Annotated in this window: 18 protein-coding genes; 10 read left to right on the top strand and 8 right to left on the bottom strand. The window is 63.4% G+C overall.

What is annotated here, in order from left to right; translation table 11 throughout:
- Positions 1-103 precede the first annotated feature (103 nt).
- Positions 104-1,813 carry a proline--tRNA ligase gene (locus LQT98_RS10415; protein ID WP_231462271.1) on the top strand — a complete coding sequence of 570 codons (1,710 nt, stop codon included), beginning with the start codon at positions 104-106 and terminating at the stop codon, positions 1,811-1,813.
- Between the two features lie 7 nt (positions 1,814-1,820).
- Positions 1,821-2,456 (top strand): lytic transglycosylase domain-containing protein, encoded by a 636-nt coding sequence (locus tag LQT98_RS10420; RefSeq protein WP_048407986.1) that lies wholly within the window; start codon positions 1,821-1,823, stop codon positions 2,454-2,456.
- An 87-nt stretch (positions 2,457-2,543) separates the two neighbouring features.
- Here the strand turns inward: LQT98_RS10420 and LQT98_RS10425 are convergent, their stop codons facing one another.
- Together LQT98_RS10425 and LQT98_RS10430 are read right to left on the bottom strand one after the other, a co-directional pair.
- Positions 2,544-3,041, bottom strand: coding sequence for a MarR family winged helix-turn-helix transcriptional regulator (locus tag LQT98_RS10425; RefSeq protein ID WP_048407987.1), 498 nt, complete (start codon positions 3,039-3,041; stop codon positions 2,544-2,546).
- Between the two features lie 126 nt (positions 3,042-3,167).
- A complete protein-coding gene (locus LQT98_RS10430; protein WP_048407988.1) occupies positions 3,168-3,596 on the bottom strand; it encodes a carboxymuconolactone decarboxylase family protein in 429 nt (142 codons plus the stop codon).
- Positions 3,597-3,702: 106 nt separating this feature from the next.
- On the opposite strand from LQT98_RS10430, the gene LQT98_RS10435 reads away from it, so the two are divergent.
- Positions 3,703-4,605 carry a LysR family transcriptional regulator gene (locus LQT98_RS10435; RefSeq protein WP_231462272.1) on the top strand — a complete coding sequence of 301 codons (903 nt, stop codon included), beginning with the start codon at positions 3,703-3,705 and terminating at the stop codon, positions 4,603-4,605.
- 3 nt (positions 4,606-4,608) lie between these two features.
- Here LQT98_RS10435 and LQT98_RS10440 read toward each other — a convergent pair whose 3' ends face one another.
- From LQT98_RS10440 to LQT98_RS10455, 4 genes are read right to left on the bottom strand one after another with little or no spacing between them, the layout of a single operon-like run.
- A complete protein-coding gene (locus tag LQT98_RS10440) occupies positions 4,609-5,166 on the bottom strand; it encodes an RDD family protein (RefSeq protein WP_231462273.1) in 558 nt (185 codons plus the stop codon).
- The gene (locus tag LQT98_RS10445) at positions 5,153-5,542 is read right to left on the bottom strand and encodes a DUF3106 domain-containing protein (RefSeq protein ID WP_231462274.1); all 390 of its coding nucleotides are present in this window, start codon (positions 5,540-5,542) and stop codon (positions 5,153-5,155) included. The genes LQT98_RS10440 and LQT98_RS10445 overlap by 14 nt, the downstream gene beginning before the upstream one ends.
- On the bottom strand, positions 5,535-5,900 hold the full coding sequence (locus tag LQT98_RS10450; protein ID WP_082150819.1) for a DUF3619 family protein: 366 nt from the start codon (positions 5,898-5,900) through the stop codon (positions 5,535-5,537). Before LQT98_RS10450 ends, LQT98_RS10445 begins: the two co-directional genes overlap by 8 nt.
- A complete protein-coding gene (locus tag LQT98_RS10455) occupies positions 5,897-6,463 on the bottom strand; it encodes an RNA polymerase sigma factor (RefSeq protein ID WP_048407993.1) in 567 nt (188 codons plus the stop codon). The genes LQT98_RS10450 and LQT98_RS10455 overlap by 4 nt, the downstream gene beginning before the upstream one ends.
- Positions 6,464-6,659: 196 nt before the next feature.
- Here LQT98_RS10455 and ilvB point away from each other — a divergent pair, with 196 nt between their 5' ends.
- Genes ilvB through ilvC form a run of 3 tightly spaced genes read left to right on the top strand, consistent with a single transcriptional unit; the run spans position 6,660 to position 10,005 of the window.
- Positions 6,660-8,426, top strand: a complete 1,767-nt coding sequence (ilvB, locus tag LQT98_RS10460; protein ID WP_048407994.1) for a biosynthetic-type acetolactate synthase large subunit — start codon at positions 6,660-6,662, stop codon at positions 8,424-8,426.
- A gap of 11 nt (positions 8,427-8,437) precedes the next feature.
- Positions 8,438-8,929, top strand: coding sequence for an acetolactate synthase small subunit (ilvN, locus tag LQT98_RS10465; RefSeq protein ID WP_019101853.1), 492 nt, complete (start codon positions 8,438-8,440; stop codon positions 8,927-8,929).
- Positions 8,930-8,988: 59 nt separating this feature from the next.
- Complete coding sequence (gene ilvC, locus LQT98_RS10470) at positions 8,989-10,005, top strand: ketol-acid reductoisomerase (RefSeq protein ID WP_048407995.1); 1,017 nt, start codon at positions 8,989-8,991, stop codon at positions 10,003-10,005.
- Between the two features lie 72 nt (positions 10,006-10,077).
- Here ilvC and LQT98_RS10475 read toward each other — a convergent pair whose 3' ends face one another.
- Both LQT98_RS10475 and asd read right to left on the bottom strand, forming a co-directional pair.
- Positions 10,078-10,755, bottom strand: coding sequence for a transaldolase family protein (locus LQT98_RS10475; RefSeq protein ID WP_231462276.1), 678 nt, complete (start codon positions 10,753-10,755; stop codon positions 10,078-10,080).
- 52 nt (positions 10,756-10,807) lie between these two features.
- Positions 10,808-11,650 carry an archaetidylserine decarboxylase gene (gene asd / locus LQT98_RS10480; protein WP_231462277.1) on the bottom strand — a complete coding sequence of 281 codons (843 nt, stop codon included), beginning with the start codon at positions 11,648-11,650 and terminating at the stop codon, positions 10,808-10,810.
- A 235-nt stretch (positions 11,651-11,885) separates the two neighbouring features.
- Here asd and LQT98_RS10485 point away from each other — a divergent pair, with 235 nt between their 5' ends.
- From LQT98_RS10485 to ctaD, 4 genes are all read left to right on the top strand, one after another.
- A complete protein-coding gene (locus LQT98_RS10485) occupies positions 11,886-13,694 on the top strand; it encodes a 2-isopropylmalate synthase (protein ID WP_231462278.1) in 1,809 nt (602 codons plus the stop codon).
- A 300-nt stretch (positions 13,695-13,994) separates the two neighbouring features.
- Complete coding sequence (gene bioD / locus LQT98_RS10490; RefSeq protein ID WP_231462279.1) at positions 13,995-14,633, top strand: dethiobiotin synthase; 639 nt, start codon at positions 13,995-13,997, stop codon at positions 14,631-14,633.
- Positions 14,634-14,810: 177 nt separating this feature from the next.
- Positions 14,811-15,923, top strand: a complete 1,113-nt coding sequence (gene coxB, locus LQT98_RS10495) for a cytochrome c oxidase subunit II (protein ID WP_231462280.1) — start codon at positions 14,811-14,813, stop codon at positions 15,921-15,923.
- Positions 15,924-15,961: 38 nt separating this feature from the next.
- Positions 15,962-17,599, top strand: a complete 1,638-nt coding sequence (gene ctaD / locus LQT98_RS10500; protein WP_231462281.1) for a cytochrome c oxidase subunit I — start codon at positions 15,962-15,964, stop codon at positions 17,597-17,599.
- Positions 17,600-17,601: the final 2 nt, after the last annotated feature.

The raw sequence follows: 17,601 nt of genomic DNA on the forward strand, positions 1-17,601 counted from the left end.
ATCTTTATAGCGCAAATAGGCGATACCGGCGCAAGGCTTGGCCGCGAGGCGCGGCAAACGCTACAATCAAGCCCTCATTACACCGTATTACCAAGGACGCATCATGCGCGCATCGCAGTTTTTCATTTCCACCCTGAAGGAAGCCCCCGCCGACGCGGACATCGCCAGCCAGAAGCTGATGATGCGCGCCGGTTTCATCCGCAAAGTGGCCGCCGGCATTTACTCCTGGATGCCGATGGGCCTGCGCAGCGTGCGCAAGGTGGAAAACATCGTGCGCGAAGAGATGGTGCGCGCCGGCGCGATCGAGGTCAGCCTGCCGGTGGTGCAGCCGGCCGGGCTGTGGCAGGAAACCGGACGCTGGGACAAGATGGGCGAGGAGCTGCTGCGCTTCAAGGATCGCCATGAGCGCGACTTCGCCTTGCAGCCCACTTCCGAAGAGCTGATCACCGACATCGCCCGCAACGAGCTGCGCAGCTACCGCGCGCTGCCCAAGAACTTCTTCCAGATCCAGACCAAGTTCCGCGACGAGCGCCGCCCGCGCTTCGGCGTGATGCGCGGCCGCGAGTTCACCATGAAGGACGCTTACTCCTTCGATCGCAGCGTCGAAGCCGCCGGCGTCAGCTATGACAATATGTATGCCGCCTACTGCCGCATCTTCGACCGCCTGGGCCTGAGCTACCGCGCCGTCGCCGCCGACACCGGCGCGATTGGCGGCGACCGCTCGCATGAATTCCAGGTGATCGCCGACACCGGCGAGGACGCCATCGCCTACTGCCCGGACTCCGACTACGCCGCCAATATCGAGCTGGCCGAAGCGGTGGCCCCGGCCGGTGAACGCGCGGCCGCCGGCGCGGCCATGGCCAAGGTGCACACCCCCAAGGTCAAGACCATCGCCGATCTGGTGGACTTCCTGAAAGTCGATATCAAGCAGACCGTCAAGGCGGTGGTGGTGGACGGCGACGAAGATCAGCCGGTGCTATTGCTGGTGCGCGGCGACCACGAGCTGAACGAAGTCAAGGCCGAGAAAATCGCCGGCATCAAGAAGCCGCTGACTTTCGCCGCTCCGGCCGCGATCAAGGCCGCCTTCGGCGCCAATCCCGGCTCGCTGGGCCCGGTGGGCTTCAAGGGCCGCGTCATCGCCGACCGCACCGTCGCCAAGATGGCCGACATGATCACCGGCGCCAACGAGGACGACCAGCACTATACCGGCGTCAACTTCGGCCGCGATTGCGCGGAGCCGGAAGTGATGGACATCCGCAATGTGGTGGCCGGCGATGCCTCGCCGGACGGCAAGGGGGTGTTGGCGATCCAGCGCGGCATCGAAGTGGGCCATGTGTTCTATTTGGGCACCAAGTACTCGGAAGCGATGAACGCCACCTTCCTGGACGAGGACGGCAAGCCCAAGCCGTTCGAGATGGGCTGCTACGGCATTGGCGTCACCCGTATTCTGGGCGCGGCGATCGAGCAGAACTTCGACGATAAGGGCATGATCTGGCCGGATGCCATCGCGCCGTTCAGCGCGGTGATCTGCCCGGTGGGCTATGACCGTTCCGCCGAGGTGAAGGCCGCCGCCGACGCCTTGTATCAAGGCCTGCTGGCCAAGGGCGTGGACGTGATCCTGGACGACCGCGGCGAACGCCCGGGCGCGATGTTCGCCGACTGGGAACTGATAGGCGCGCCGCACCGCATCACCATCGGCGACCGCGGCCTGAAGGAAGGCAAGGTCGAGTACCAGCACCGCCGCGACGAAGCGGCGAGCGCGCTGGCCGCGGATGCTATGCTGGAACAAGTGCTCGCCAAACTGGGGCTGTGACCGCCATATGATCCGATCCGGCATCGTCGTGTTGTTGGCCGCGCTGGCAGCGATGCCGGCGTGGGCCGGCGCGCAGAAGGAAGAGGCGCTGGCCGCCAACGTCGCGTCCACCATGCGTCGTTCGGTGTCCGACGCCAACGCGCCGCGGCTGGTGTTCGACGACCAGCGCGAAGCCGACGCCTGGCTGGGCGAAATGTCCAGCCGGCTGGCCAAGCGGATTCCGGACAAGTGGACGCGCGAGCGCCTGCTGACCGCCATTCACTACGAAGCCACCCGCGCTGGCCTGGATCCGCAACTGGTGCTGGGCCTGGTTCAGGTGGAGAGCGGCTTCAACAAGTACGCGATCTCCGGCGTCGGCGCGCGCGGGCTGATGCAGGTGATGCCGTTCTGGGTGCGCAGCATAGGCAATCCGCAGCACAATCTGTTCGATCTCACCACCAATCTGCGCTACGGCTGCACCATTTTGCGCTACTACCTGGATATCGAGCGCGGCAATCTGTTCCGCGCGCTGGGCCGCTACAACGGCAGCCTGGGCCGCGCCGAGTATCCCAATCTGGTGATGGGCGCCTGGAAGGGCCGCTGGCACTGGGTGGCGCCGTTGCCGGTGAAGACGGCGTCGGTCGCGCCGCTACAACTGCGCTGAAGCGCGGATGCAAAAAAACCGGCGCTGGGATCCAAGCCGGTTTTTTTATCGCTTCATAGCGGCAGGCTACAGGAGTGAGCGCGCATCTCAATCCTCCTGGGTTTGCAGCATTTTCTTCAGCAAGCGCGCCAGCGTCGCCCGCTCCTCCGCGTCCAGCATCTCGATCAGTTCCGCTTCCGCCGACAGATGGTTGCCGACGGCGTCCTCGATCACCTCGAAGCCCTTGGGCGTCAGCGTCACGATCACGCCGCGGCGGTCGGCCGGGTCCGGCGAGCGGGTCACCAGGCCGGCTTCTTCCAGCCGGTTGATGCGGTTGGTCAGCGCGCCGGAGGAAATCAGCACCATGCCCTGCAGTTGATTAGGAGACAGTTGAAACGGTTCGCCGCCGCGGCGCAGCGCGGCCAGCACGTCGAATTCGCCGACATTCAGATTGTGGCGCGCCAGATCGTGCAGCACGCGGCGGGTGACAAAATACTCCATCCGCACAAGGCGGCCGACCACTTCGGTGGAGGACGGGTCCAAGTCCGGGCGAACCTCGCGCCACAGGGCCACGATACGGTCAATCTGGTCTGGTGCTTGTTGCATCACTGACGGTTCCTGATGTGTGGGTGACAACTGGATGACTACCGGGCGCAGAGATTAGCACGGCTTGAAGCTAGTTTATCTTCATATGAAGCATAGTCGCCAGCGATCGCCCACACTAGATGCGGCTTATTGGCGCATGCCCACCGCCAGCCGGTTGAAGGCGTTCATCAGGGCGATGGCGAAGCTGAGGTCGGCGATCTCCTCGGCGGTAAAATGCGCCTGCAGCGGCAGGTAGTGTCGGTCCGGCGCCTGGGTGACGGCGATATGCGTCAGCGACTCCGCCCACTCCAGCGCCGCGCGCTCGCGCGCGCTGAACCACTCGCTGACGCGCCAACCGGCCAGAGCATCGATGCGCTCATTGTCTTCCCCCCTGGCGCGCAAGGCCGACGCGTGCATTTTCAAGCAAAAGGCGCAGCCGTTGATCTGGGACACGCGCAGATAAACCAGTTCGATCAAGGGCAGGCCCAGGCTGCTGTGTTGCAGGCTGGCCTTGACGCTGGCCAGCCCCTGGTAGGCGGCGGGGGACAATTGGGCATAAGGCAGGCGCAGGGCCATGGCGATTCCTTTCATTCACGTTTGCGTAAGTGCAGCGCGAGTCTAGAAAAAAACCATTTGCGCAAATAGACTTAAAAAATCAAATTCAAATTGCAAAAATGAAATCATGCTGGATGATCTGCAACTTTTCGTGCGCATCGTCGACGCCGGCAGCCTGAATGCGGCGTCCCGCGTGCTGGAGATGCCGGCCGCCACCTTGTCGCGCCGGCTGCAGGCGCTGGAGCGGCGGCTGGGCTGCCGCTTATTGCACCGCAGCGCGCGGCGCATGGAGCTGACGGCGGAGGGCGGACAATACTACGAACATTGCCGGCCGCTGCTGGCCGCGCTGCAACAGCAGACGGAATCGCTGGGAACGGCGCTGAACCAGGTCAAGGGCGTGCTGCGGGTGCTGTCGCCGTTGAGCCTGGGCAATGATCTGCTGGTACCGGTGTGGCGGCGCATGCTGCAGCGCTATCCGGAACTGCGGCTGGAACTGCGTCTGAACAATGCCATCGACGATTTGTTCAGCGGCATGGCCGATCTGGCCTTGCGCGTCGGGGAGCAGCCTGATTCGCGGTTGAACCAGCGCTTATTGGGCTGGGTGCGCACCTTGCTGGTGGCCTCGCCCGCCTATCTGGCGGAGCGGGGCGAGCCCGGCGCGCCGGAGGCGCTGGCGAACCATGCGCTATTGCTGGCGGAACCGTTCGAACGCTGGCGGCTGCGGCGGGCGGCCGATGGCGCGGAATCGGAATTGCCGCCGGCCAGCTTGCAAGTCAACGATATGCTGCTGCCGCGCCGCTTGGCCGAGGCCGGCGCCGGCGTGGCGGTGTGCCCGCACAGCCTGTGCCATGCTCAATTGCGGGACGGCAGTTTGCGCCAGCTGTTGCCGGAGTGGGAAATGGCGCCGCGGCCGGTGTACGCGGTGTGGCCGCAACGGCGCCATGTGCCGGCGCGGGTGCGAGCATTGCTGGACGCCTTGACGGAGTTCGCCGAGGCGGAGCCCTTGCTGGCGCGGCCTGCCTGCGTTTAGGGATCAGTCCGGCGCGGAGTCGCCGCGTCGTTTCTTGCCGGGATGCGGCGGTTTGGGCAGCACGATCTGGCGGGTGCCCGCCAGCCTGTCGTGCAGGAAGAGCTTGTCGCGGTCGTAAAACTTGGCCAGGAAGGGAATCAGGCACCAGCTCAGCGCCAGCCACAGCGCCTGCGGCTGGTGGCCGTAGGCGTTGGCCCAGCCGAGATAGGACACTGCCGGCATGCCGACGAACAAGGCCATGCCTACCAGATAGCGCACCGCCGCCTGTTTCCAGACGATGCCGCCGCCGTGGGCGTTGACCAGCTTGATGCGCCAGGTCTTCATCGCCACGGTCTGGCCGCTGCGCACCCAGCAATAGCCGAAGTAGCCGAACAGCGCGATGGCCAGCACCGCCTTGAGCAGTGTCTTGAACAGCGCGTCCTGGCCGATCAGCATCTGCAGCGGCGTCAGCACGGCGGTGACGGTGAGCAGCAAGGCGGCGACCAGCAGCAATTCATAGAACAGGCTGGCCAGGCTGCGTTTCAGCGTGGGCGGGGGCAGGGTGGCGTCAGCGGGAGGCATCTTGGGTCTTGTGTTGTTGCCGCAGGCGCTGGATGGCCTGCTGGCGTTGTTCGGGCGGCATCTGCTGCAGCGCTTTCCAATTGGCGCGAATTTCATCGCGCTGCTGCTGGCTCAGCTCTGACCATGCCTTCAGCTTCTGTTGCACGCGCAGGCGCTGCGTTTCCGGCAGTTGGCGGAACTGCGGCACGATGGCCAGCAGGTTCTGCTTCTTGTACGGCGCGTAGCGGTCCCATTCCTCGGCCAGCGGCGCCAGCACCTCCTGCTGCTCCGGGCTCAACTGCGCCCAGCCGGGATTGGCCGGCGGGCTGGCCTTGGCCGCCGGCGTCAGCAGGCCGCTCAGGCACAGCGCGAGCAGCAGCCGACGGCCGCTATTCATGCAGCCCCCGGCTGAAATGCGGCTCCAGCAGCGATTCGAACGGCAGGTCCTGCGCCAGCACCGCGGCGTCCACCGCTTCTTCTTCCAGCAGCAGGTCCTCGGCCAGCATCATGCCGGCGCCGGTCAGCAGCGCGAAGCCCAGCGCCAGGCTGCCTCGGCGCAGCAGCAGCACATGGCGCTGCGCCCACAGCCCCAGCCGTTCGCGCGAGGACTCCGCCTGGGCGGCCTGGGCATCGAAACGGGCCAGCGCGCGAGCGCGCGCCTGGCGCAGCTTGTGTTCCACGGCGGGGTCGAGATCGGCGCCGGCATGATCCAGCACGCGTGCGACGTGGCCGGGCAGGGGATTGGAAGGTTTCATAGCGTCACTCCCTTTTGCGTCAGGATGGCGGCCAGTGTGTGATTGGCGCGCGAGCAATGCGTTTTCACGCTGCCTTCGGAGCAGCCCATCACGCGCGCGGTGTCGGCAACATCCAGACCTTCCCAATAACGCAGCAAAAACGCCTCGCGTTGACGGGTGGGCAGCAGTTGCAGCGAAGCCTCGATCAGCACCGCGGTTTCCTTGCGCGCATACCAGCGCTCCGGGTTGTGCTGAGCCTCGTCGGCGGCCACGTCCAGCAGTTCCAGCGGATCCGGGCTGTCGTCCTCCTCGCGGGTGGGAATCAGCGAGGACAGCAGCGTGCTGACGAAGCGGCGCGCCTTGCTGCGGCGGTAGTAGTCGCGAATGGTGTTTTGCAGGATGCGCTGGAAGATCAGCGGCAGCTCCGCCGCCGGGGCGTGCGGATAGCGATCCGCCAGTTTCATCATCGAGTCCTGCACGATATCCAATGCGCTGTCTTCATTCTGGACCGCATACCACGCTTGCTTGAAAGCGCGTTTTTCCGCCGACTCCAGAAAGTCGGCCATTTCCTTGCGGCTAGCCATTGGATGAGAGTTTGAGTAGATGCCAACAGAAGATGGTAGCAGAGCGTCGCCGATTCGGCCAAGCCTGATTTTTTTCCTGAATTTACCGAGGCTTAGATGCATATTGCACCTGCACAAAAGCACTTGACCGGCTTCAAAGCTATACGCTAAGGTCGTCCGATACGGGATGAAACTAACACAAAGACAAAGAGGCGATATGCAGATATCGGGCGCGGAAGCGGTTGTCCGCTGCCTGCAGGAAGAAGGTGTCGAATTCGTTTTCGGCTACCCCGGCGGCGCGGTGCTGGAAATCTACGATGCCATTTTCCGGCAGGACAAATTCAAACATGTGCTGGTCAGGCACGAGCAGGCGGCGGTGCATGCCGCCGATGCCTACTCCCGTTCCAGCGACAAGGTGGGCGTGGCCCTGGTCACCTCCGGCCCCGGCGCGACCAATGCCGTGACCGGCATTGCCACCGCCTATATGGACTCCATCCCCATGGTGGTGCTGTCCGGCCAGGTGCCGTCTCCGGCCATCGGCCTGGACGCCTTCCAGGAAGTGGACATGGTGGGCATCACCCGCCCGTGCGTGAAGCACAACTTCCTGGTCAAGGATGTGAACGAGATCGCCGCCACCATCAAAAAGGCGTTCTACATCGCCAAGACTGGCCGTCCCGGCCCGGTGGTGGTGGACATCCCCAAGGACATCACCCAGCAGCGCACGGAATTCCAATACCCGGAAAGCGTGCATATCCGCTCCTACGTGCCGGCTACCCGCGGCCACCCGGGGCAGATCAAGAAAGCGGTGAACCTGCTGTTGGAAGCCAAGCGCCCCTTTATTTACGTGGGCGGCGGCGCGGTGCAGGGCAATGCTGCCGGCGAAGTGACCGAACTGGTCAAATCGCTGGGCCTGCCGTGTACCAACACCCTGATGGGCCTGGGCGCCTATCCGGGTTCCGATCCGCAGTTCCTCGGCATGCTGGGCATGCACGGCACTTATGAAGCCAATATGGCGATGCAGTACTGCGACGTATTGGTGGCCATAGGCGCGCGTTTCGACGATCGCGTGATCAGCGTGCCCTCGCACTTCCTCAGCCAGCCGAAGAAGATCATCCACATCGACGTGGACCCGTCCTCCATCTCCAAGCGGGTGAAGGCGGACATTCCCATCGTCGGCGACGTCAAGCATGTGCTGAAAGACATGCTGGACCTGCTGAAGCAATCCGGCCAGAAGCCGGACGCTCAAGCCTTGGCCGGCTGGTGGAAACAGATCGAAGAATGGCGCGGCCACAACTGTCTGCTGTACACCCCGTCCAGCGAGCTGATCAAGCCGCAATTCGTGGTGGAGCAGCTGTACGAGATCACCGGCGGCAAGGCCATCGTCACGTCCGACGTGGGCCAGCACCAGATGTGGGCGGCGCAGTACTACAAGTTCGACAGCCCCAAGCAGTGGCTGAACTCCGGCGGCCTCGGCACCATGGGCTTCGGCCTGCCGGCGGCGATGGGCGCGCAATTGGCCAATCCGGACGCCACCGTCGCCTGCATCACCGGCGAGGGTTCGATCCAGATGAATATCCAGGAGCTGTCCACCTGCAAGCAGTACCACACCCCGGTGAAGGTGCTGGCGTTGAACAACCGCTATCTGGGCATGGTGCGCCAGTGGCAGCAGTTCTTCTATGGCACGCGTTATTCCGAATCCTATATGGACGCCTTGCCGGACTTCGTCAAAATCGCCGAGGCTTACGGCCATGTCGGCTTCAAGGTGGAAAACCCCGCCGATGTGGAGCCGGTGCTGAAGGAGGCGTTCAGCCAGAAGCTGAAAGAACGCCTGGTGTTCCTGGATTTCCGTACCGATCAGTCCGAGAACGTGTTCCCGATGGTGCAGAATGGCAAGGGCCTGGACCAGATGGACCTGCCCGCGCACATGAGCGAGGTGCAGAACGTGCCTTTCGAGAACAACCGTGACTACGGCAATATGTGTTGAGGCCAGCCGGTATGCGACATATCCTATCCATTCTTCTGGAAAACGAAGCGGGCGCATTGTCCCGCGTGGTGGGCCTGTTTTCGGCCCGTGCCTACAACATCGATTCGCTGACAGTGTCCACGACCGAGGACCCGACGCTGTCGCGCATGACTATCGTCACTCACGGTTCCGACGAAGTCATCGAGCAGATCACCAAGCAGCTCAACAAGCTGATCGAGGTGGTCAAGGTGATAGACCTCAATGAATCCGAGCACATCGAGCGCGAGCTGATGCTGATCAAGGTCCGCGCCACCGGCAAGGACCGCGAGGAGATGAAGCGCATGGCCGACATCTTCCGCGGACGCATCATCGACGTGACGGAAAAGACTTACACCATCGAGCTGACCGGTACGAGCGAAAAGCTCGGCGCCTTCATCGAGGCGGTGGACCGCACAGTGATCCTGGAAACGGTCCGTACCGGCGCATCCGGCATTGGTCGGGGTGAGCGGGTTCTGAAAATCTGAAGCAGGCGGGCGCCGGCCCAGGGCCGGGCCGCCTAAACAAACGAAATCAAGGATTGCAAATGAAAGTTTTCTACGACAAAGACGCTGACCTCTCCATCATCAAGGGCAAGAAAGTCGCCATCATCGGCTACGGTTCCCAGGGCCATGCCCATGCGCAGAACCTGAAAGACTCCGGCGTGGACGTCGTGGTGGGCCTGCGCAAGGACGGCGCGTCCTGGAAGAAGGCGGAAGCGGCCGGCCACAAGGTCAAGGAAGTGGCCGAGGCGGTGAAGAAGGCCGACGTGGTGATGATTCTGCTGCCGGACGAGTCGCAGCCGGACGTCTACGGCAAGGACATCGCCCCCAATCTGAAGAAGGGCGCGGCGCTGGCCTTCGCTCACGGCTTCAACATCCATTACAACCAGATCGTGCCGCCGGCCGACGTCGACGTGATCATGGTGGCGCCGAAAGGCCCGGGCCACACCGTGCGCTCCGAATACCTGAAGGGCGGCGGCGTGCCGACGCTGATCGCGGTTTACCAGGACAAGTCCGGCAAGGCGCGCGACGTGGCATTGTCCTACGCCGCGGCCAACGGCGGCACCAAGGGCGGCGTGATCGAGACCAATTTCCGCGAGGAAACCGAGACCGATCTGTTCGGCGAGCAGGCGGTGTTGTGCGGCGGCGCGGTGGAGCTGGTGAAGGCCGGTTTCGAAACCCTGGTGGAAGCCGGTTATGCGCCGGAAATGGCTTACTTCGAGTGCCTGCACGAGCTGAAGCTGATCGTCGACCTGATGTACGAAGGCGGCATCGCCAATATGAACTACTCGATCTCCAATAACGCGGAGTACGGCGAGTACGTGACCGGCCCGGAAGTGGTGACCTCGGCCACCAAGGACGCGATGAAGAAGGCGCTGTATCGCATCCAGTCCGGCGAATACGCCAAGATGTTCATCCTGGAAGGCAAGACCAACTATCCGAGCATGACCGCGCGTCGTCGTCTGACCGCCGATCACCCGATCGAGAAAGTCGGCGCCGAACTGCGCGCGATGATGCCGTGGATCGCCAAGAACAAGCTGGTGGACCAGTCCAAGAACTGATGGCCGTTGGCCGTAGCCGCAATGATGAAGCCGGGCGCGCAGCCCGGCTTTTTTACGTTTTTGCCCAAGGGCTTATGTGGCGGAGAACAGCGCCGACCCGGCTGCGAGCGGGTTCGCGCTCCAGGCGCTGTCGAAGCGCTGCAGCGCCGCGTCCAGTTCCGGACTGGAGGCGAACAGCAGCCGATAGGTGTCGGCCGGCAAGGTGGCGGCGCCGATGCCGGCGCGCGCGCATTGCATGAACTGCTCCGCCGACTTCACTGCCGCGCCCATGATCACCGTGGGCTGGCCATAGCGATCGAGAATCTGCTGCGACTCCCGCAGCAATAGGGCGGCATCCCGGCCGGCTTGTTCGATGCGGTTGATATAGGGCGCGGCGTAGCGCACGCCCAGCTGGCCGGCCAGCACGATCTGGCGCGATTCGAAAATGGCGGTGGCCAGCGTGGGAATGCCCTCGCGCTCCAGCGTGGCCATGGTTTGAAAGCCTGCGCCGACGGCGGGAACCTTGACGATGATGCGTCCGCTCTTGGCGGCCAGCCGGCGCGCCTGCAGCAACTGGACGGCGGGATCCGCGCTGGTGACCTGTACCGCCAGCAGGCCGGGTTGCAGGTCCAGCAACGCGTCCAGCACTTCCTCTACCGGCCGCTCCGCGGCGGCGAGTATCGACGGATTGGTGGTCACGCCGGCGAGCACGCCCAACTGGCGGGCGTGGTGGATGGTGGTGAAATCTATGGTGTCCAGCCAGATCTGCATGCCGCTCCCCTTCTCATCGTTGCCGGGCGGCGGCGCCGTCCGGCGGTGTCGCTCAATCGGCCATCGCCTCGCCCAGCCGCACCGGCTTGGCCGCGTGCCAGCCGGCGTCGAAACTCAGCGGCCCGGCCGGGAACAGCAGCACCACGGTGGAGCCGAGCAGGAAGCGCCCCATCTCCTCGCCCTTGGCCAGGCGGATGTCCTGATCGCGGTAATCCCACTGACACACCTCGGCGCGGCGCGGCGGATTGACGACGCCATGCCAGACGGTGGCCATGCTGCCGACGATGGTGGCGCCCACCAGCACCATGACGAAGGGCTGGCCGTCCTCGCCTTCGAAGTTGCAGACCACGCGCTCATTGCGCGCGAACAGGCGGTCCACGCCGCGGGCGGTGGCGGGGTTCACCGAGTACAGCTCGCCCGGCACATAGCGCATGTCCAGCAAACGGCCGGCGCAGGGCATGTGGATGCGGTGATAGTCGCGCGGGCTCAGATAGATGGTGGCGAAGTGGCCATCGTCGAAACGGCGCGCCAGCGCGGCATCTCCGGCCAGTAGCGCGGTGCTGGAATAGCTGCGGCCTTTGGCCTGAAAAATCTGCTCGCGCTCGATGCGGCCGAACTGGCTGATGGCGCCGTCCACCGGGCAAATCAGGCGCGCAGCCGCCAGCGGGCGCGCGTCGGCGCGCAAGGCGCGGGTGAAGAAGGCGTTGAAGCTGGCGTAGGCGGCGGGGTCGCTGGCGGCGGCTTCGCTCATGTCCACCTGATAGCGGGCGATGAAGCGGCGGATGATCCATTGGGTCAGGGCGCCGGCTTCCCAGTTGGCGATGCAGCCGGCGAACCGGGTCATGGCCAGTTTGGGCATCAGGTGTTGCAACAGCACGAACAGGCGTTCGGACACTGGTTTGTCCTCGATCGATCTGACTAAACCCTAGATTATAACCGATCTGCCGGCGCCGAATCGGGTGTCCACTGCCTATAATTTGAGCATGCTACGGCTTAAAATAGACAATTTGTCTGATATTTTGTGCTTGGACATGAGGTGTGACGTTTTAATCACAGTTTTCAATGCGCAGATTTGACTTTGTGTCCTGCTTGCCGGTAGGCTGGATCAAAATTTGCTGCGGGAGCACATGATGCAATTGGACATTGAACGCTTGATTGCGGACTTCGGCGGGCCGGGACAGCTGGCCGAGGACCTGAATCGCTTGTTCGCCGATGAGCCGGTGACCCGGGCGGCGATATACAAATGGAGAGAACGCGGCAGCCTGCCGCTGGCCCAGCTCAACAAGCTGGCCGGCCTGGCGGTGAGCCAGGGAAAACGCTTCGATTTCAACGATTATCTGATCGGCGTCGGGACAGGCGCGGAAATTGCAACGCAGGGACCAGGGAGAAACAGCAAGATGGGCAATCGTCTTTATATATTCGACACCACCTTGCGCGATGGCGAACAATCGCCGGGCGCATCGATGAGCAAGGAAGAGAAGATCCGGATTGCGCGTCAGCTGGAGCGGCTGGGCGTGGACATCATCGAAGCCGGCTTCGCCGCGGCAAGCCCGGGCGACGCCGATGCCATCCGCGCGATTGCCGAAGTGATCAAGGATTCCACCGTCTGTAGCCTGGCGCGCGCCAACGAGCGCGATGTGCGCGCCGCCGGCGAGGCGATCAAGCCGGCCGCGCGCGGCCGTATCCACACCTTCATCGCCACCAGCCCCATCCATATGGAAAAGAAGCTGCGCATGAGCCCGGACGAAGTGGTGGTGGCGGCGGTGGAAGCGGTGACCATAGCCCGCGAATACACCGACGATGTCGAGTTCTCTGCCGAAGACGCGCTGCGCTCGGACATCAACTTCCTGGCGCGCATTTTCGGCGAAGTGATCAAGGCCGGCGCCACCACGCTGAACGTGCCGGATACCGTAGGCTACGCGGTGCCTTTCGCCACCGAGGCCTTCTTCCGCGAACTGATCGCCAAGACGCCGGGCGGCGACCAAGTGACCTGGTCCACACACTGCCACAATGACCTGGGCATGGCGGTGGCCAACAGCCTGGCCGCGGTGCTGGGCGGCGCGCGCCAAGTGGAGTGCACCATCAACGGCCTGGGCGAGCGCGCCGGCAACGCCAGCCTGGAGGAAGTGGTGATGGCGGTGCGCACCCGCAAGGATATTTTCGGGCTGGAAACCGGCATCGACGCCACCCAGATCGTGCCGGCCTCCAAGCTGGTTTCCACGGTGACCGGCTATCCGGTGCAGCCCAACAAGGCCATCGTCGGCGCCAACGCTTTCGCCCACGAGTCCGGCATTCATCAGGACGGCGTGCTCAAGCACCGCGAAACCTACGAAATCATGTCCGCCGAATCGGTGGGCTGGAGCACCAACCGGCTGACGCTGGGCAAGTTGTCCGGCCGCAACGCCTTCAAGACCAAGCTGGTCGAACTGGGCATCGTGCTGGACAGCGAAGAAGCGCTGAATGCCGCCTTCGCCCGCTTCAAGGAATTGGCGGACCGCAAGCGCGAGATTTTCGACGAAGATCTGCACGCGCTGGTGTCGGACGAACTGAGCTCCAGCCGTGAAGAGGAATACAAGCTGGTGTCCTTGAAGATCGCCACCGAAACCGGCGAAGCGCCAGTGGCCTCCATCGTGTTCCTGGCGCATGGCGAAGAGCGCCGCGCCCAGTCCAGCGGCTCCGGCCCGGTGGACGCCGCCTTCAAGGCGATTGAGAGCGTGGCGGACAGCGGCGCGGAACTGGAACTGTATTCGGTGAACGCCATCACCAAGGGCACCGAATCCCAAGGTGAAGTGACGGTGCGCCTGGCGCTCGACGGCCGCATCGTCAGCGGTCAGGGCGCCGACACCGACATCATCGTGTCCTCGGCCAAGGCGTATCTGTCGGCCTTGAACAAATTGATGAACCAGGAGCAAAGGCTGAACGCACAAGCGCTGGTATGAGGTTTTCCGGTCGCGGTGGTCAGCGCGGCGCGTCGTCGACAAGGTTTTCCATCCCGTCCTTGTCGGCGCGCAGTCAGCGTTAGACCGCCCGGCCCAGGGGGTTCACTTTATCGATTGTGAAGTCCATCAGGCCCACAAGGCCGCCCCATTTGGCCCCGGCTCACAAGGCCGCGCGGCGGATCGCCGACCCAAGAGGTCGGCGTCGTTGCGCGGCGGAGCCGGGGTTTTTTGCGTTTTACGCGCGGCCGGGGCGGCGCTAGACTGCCAGCTCTCAACTTAAATCCATGACGGAAAACGCCCATGTCCGCAGCCTTCTTCATCACCGGCACCGACACCGAAATCGGCAAGACCCATGTCGCCGTGCAATTGATCCGTCAATGGCAGGCCGAAGGCAAGCGCGTGCTGGCGATGAAGCCGGTGGCCTCAGGCTGCGAGTTGCTGGCGGACGGCAGTTGGTGGAACGACGATGTGGCGCGGCTGACCGCCGCCACCGGCCAGTCCGATCTGGAGCTGATGAATCCCTACCGGTTCTTGCCGCCGGTGTCGCCGCATATCGCAGCGAGCGAGGCCGGCGTGGAAATTCGGCTGGACGTGATCGTCGACCATTATCAGCAATTGGCCGCCAGCGCCGACGTGGTGGTGGTGGAAGCGGCGGGCGGCTGGATGGCCCCGCTGTCCGATAGGCTGTTCATGGCCGATATGGCCAAGGCCTTGCAATTGCCGGTGATTCTGGTGGTGGGCATGCGGCTGGGCTGCATCAATCACGCCTTGCTGACCGCGCGCGCGGTGCTGGACGCCGGCCTGCCGCTGGCCGGCTGGGTGGCCAATCGAGTGGTGCCGCAGCAACAGGCTTACGAACAGAATCTGGAAACCCTACAGCGGCATATGCCGGCGCCGCTATTGCTGGAAGTGCCCTATCAGGCCGGCGAATCCAGCTGAGCCGCCGGTGCGCGGCAGCGCGCGCCGCGACTTGCATCTGTAATATTTTATTGCGTTGCCGCAAGACATTTTCTTGTTTTCCTTGACCTTTTTTTCTAGCATGCGATTAACCGGCCGTCAGAACAGACCGGACTAGTCTGCGTTTTTCATGTCAGTCGAGGATTTCAAGGGGGGCTTATGTCCTGTATGCGCGTCCTTTGCTGTTTGCTGCCGATTTCCTGCGCGTCAGCGGCCGAGCTGAACCTGCAAACCCCCGTCACACCCATTGCGCGCCAGCAGTACGATCTGCACACCATGCTGCTGATCATCACCGGCGTGATCTTCGCGCTGGTGTTCCTGGTGATGCTCTACGCCATCGTTCGCCATCGCAAGGCCGCGGGCCATCAGGCCAAGCACTTCCATGAAAACACCACGGTGGAAATCATCTGGACGGTGATCCCGCTGCTGATCCTGATCGGCATGGCCTGGCCGGCCACCAAGGTGGTGTTGTCGCAGAAAAGCACGCGCGGCGAGGACATGACCATCAAGGTCACCGGCTATCAATGGAAGTGGCGCTACGACTATCTGGATGACAGTTTCGGCTTCATGAGCCATCTGTCCACGCCGCGCGAGGCCATCGCCAACGCCGCGGCCAAGCCGACCAACTATCTGCTGGAAGTGGACGAGCCGCTGGTGGTGCCCACCGGCAAGAAAGTCCGGCTGCTGTTGACCGCCAACGATGTGATCCACTCCTGGTGGGTGCCGCAGCTGGGCGTCAAACAGGATGCGATTCCCGGCTTCCTGCGCGACAGCTGGTTCCGCATCGACAAGCCCGGCACCTATCGCGGCCAGTGTTCCGAGTTGTGTGGCAAGGACCACGGCTACATGCCCATCGTGGTGGAAGCCAAGGCGCCAGAGGATTACGCCAAGTGGCTGGAAGCCAAGAAAAAACAGATGGCCGCGGCGGCGGATGATCCCAACAAGGCGTGGACGCTGGCCGACTTGAAAGCCCGCGGCGAAAAAGTCTATGCCCAGAACTGCGTCGCCTGCCACCAGGCCAACGGCAAGGGCCTGCCCGGTGCCTTCCCTGCCTTGGACGGCTCCAAGATAGCCACCGCCGACAAGCCGGCGCACATCCACATCGTGCTGTTCGGCAGCCAGAAAAACCCAGCGATGCAAGCCTGGGGCAAGCAGCTGTCCGATACCGACATCGCTGCGGTGATCACCTATGAGCGCAATGCCTGGGGCAATCACACCGGTGAAATGGTACAGCCCAAAGAGATCAAGGCGGCCCGCGGCGCCACCGGCTGAGCCCGGCGCTGAAGGCGGACCCTCGCAAGGAGAGCGATATGGCAATTGTCGACGACGCCGGCCATGCCGGCCACGCGCCGGAGCATCATGAACGCCCGCGCGGCATCATGCGCTGGCTGGCGGCCACCAACCACAAGGACATCGGTTCGATGTATCTGTGGTTCTCCTTCACCATGTTCCTGTCCGGCGGGGTGATGGCGCTGTGCATCCGCGCCGAGCTGTTCCAGCCCGGCCTGCAGTTCTTCCAGCCGGAGCTGTTCAATCAATTCACCACCCTGCACGGCCTGATCATGGTATTCGGCGCCATCATGCCGGCCTTTACCGGTCTGGCCAACTGGATGCTGCCGCTGATGATAGGCGCGCCAGACATGGCCTTCGCGCGCATGAACAACTGGAGCTTCTGGCTGCTGCCGCCGGCGGCCTTGCTGCTGCTGCTGTCCTTCATCGTGCCCGGCGGCGCCGCCGCGGCCGGCTGGACGCTGTACGCGCCCTTGTCCACCCAGATGGGCATGGGCATGGACATGACCATCTTCGCCATCCACATCATGGGCGTCAGCTCCATCATGGGGTCGATCAACATCATCGTCACCATCCTCAATCTGCGCGCACCGGGCATGACCATGATGAAGATGCCGATGTTCGCCTGGGCCTCGCTGATCACCGCCTACCTGATCATCGCGGTGATGCCGGTGCTGGCCGGGGTGGTCACCATGGTGCTGACCGACCGCCATTTCGGCACCCATTTCTTCAATGCCGCCGGCGGCGGCGATCCCATCCTGTACCAGCATGTGTTCTGGTTCTTCGGTCATCCCGAGGTCTACATCATGGCCTTGCCGGCTTTCGGCATCATCAGCCAGGTGATCCCGACCTTCGCCCGCAAGCCCTTGTTCGGCTACACCTCCATGGTTTACGCCACCTCCAGCATCGGCGTGTTGTCCTTCATGGTGTGGGCGCACCATATGTTCGCCACCGGCATGCCGGCCACCGCCCAGCTGTTCTTCATGTACGCGACCATGCTGATCGCGGTGCCCACCGGGGTCAAAGTGTTCAACTGGGTGGCCACCATGTGGCAGGGCAGCATGACGTTTGAAACGCCGATGCTGTTCGCCATCGGCTTCATCCTGCTGTTCACCATAGGCGGACTGTCCGGCGTCACCCTCAGCGTGGCGGCGGTGGATATTCAGCTGCACGCCAGCTACTATGTGGTCGCCCACTTTCATTACGTGCTGGTGGCCGGAGCGCTGTTCAGCCTGTTCTCCGCCATCTATTACTGGTTTCCCAAGATGACGGGCAAGATGTACCACGAGGGCCTGGGCAAGCTGCACTTCTGGTGGTCCTTGCTGTGGTTCAACGTCACCTTCTTTCCCATGCACTTCCTTGGCCTGGCCGGCATGCCGCGGCGGATTCCCGACTACGCGCTGCAATTCACCGAGTTCAACCAGATCGCCAGCATCGGCGCCTTCATGTTCGGCTTCGGTCAATTGATCTTCCTGTTCAACATCCTGCGCTCGCTGCGTCATGGCAAGCCGGCGCCGCAACTGCCGTGGGAGGACGCCAATACCCTGGAATGGACGATTCCGACCCCGGCGCCCTACCACAGCTTCGTCGAAGCGCCGCAGCTGGAAGTGATAGAGAACGGCGTGGTGGTGTCCAGCCGCGGCGGCGAGCACCACTGAGA

It is taken from the genome of Chromobacterium aquaticum, assembly GCF_021129195.1.
Lineage (GTDB): Bacteria > Pseudomonadota > Gammaproteobacteria > Burkholderiales > Chromobacteriaceae > Chromobacterium > Chromobacterium aquaticum.